Source organism: Anaerovibrio lipolyticus (assembly GCF_021531495.1).
Classification (GTDB): Bacteria; Bacillota; Negativicutes; order Selenomonadales; family Selenomonadaceae; genus Anaerovibrio.
Genome location: NZ_JADYTY010000104.1, coordinates 1 through 311, shown reverse-complemented (window position 1 = coordinate 311; position 311 = coordinate 1). Strand labels below are relative to the sequence as shown.

General features: G+C 50.2%; 1 tRNA gene. It reads right to left on the bottom strand.

Annotation, left to right across the window (positions count from 1 at the left end):
* Positions 1-102: 102 nt before the first annotated feature.
* A tRNA-Ile gene (locus I6E26_RS11135) sits at positions 103-179 on the bottom strand.
* Positions 180-311 lie beyond the last annotated feature (132 nt).

Genomic DNA, 311 nt, shown 5'->3' with positions numbered 1-311 from the left:
CCAGGAGGGACTCGAACCCCCGACCCTTTGATTCGTAGTCAAATACTCTAATCCAGCTGAGCTACTGAGTCATGTTGTGCTTTTATGCTGCTTTCTAAGAAATGGTGGGCCCACCAGGACTCGAACCTGGGACCGACCGGTTATGAGCCGGTTGCTCTAACCAACTGAGCTATAGGCCCATGACTTTTGATAGAAAATCTCGCACGGCCAAAGTCATGCGAGAAATGCAAAACATAGTATGGAGCGGAAAACGAGACTCGAACTCGCGACCCCCACCTTGGCAAGGTGATGCTCTACCAACTGAGCTATTT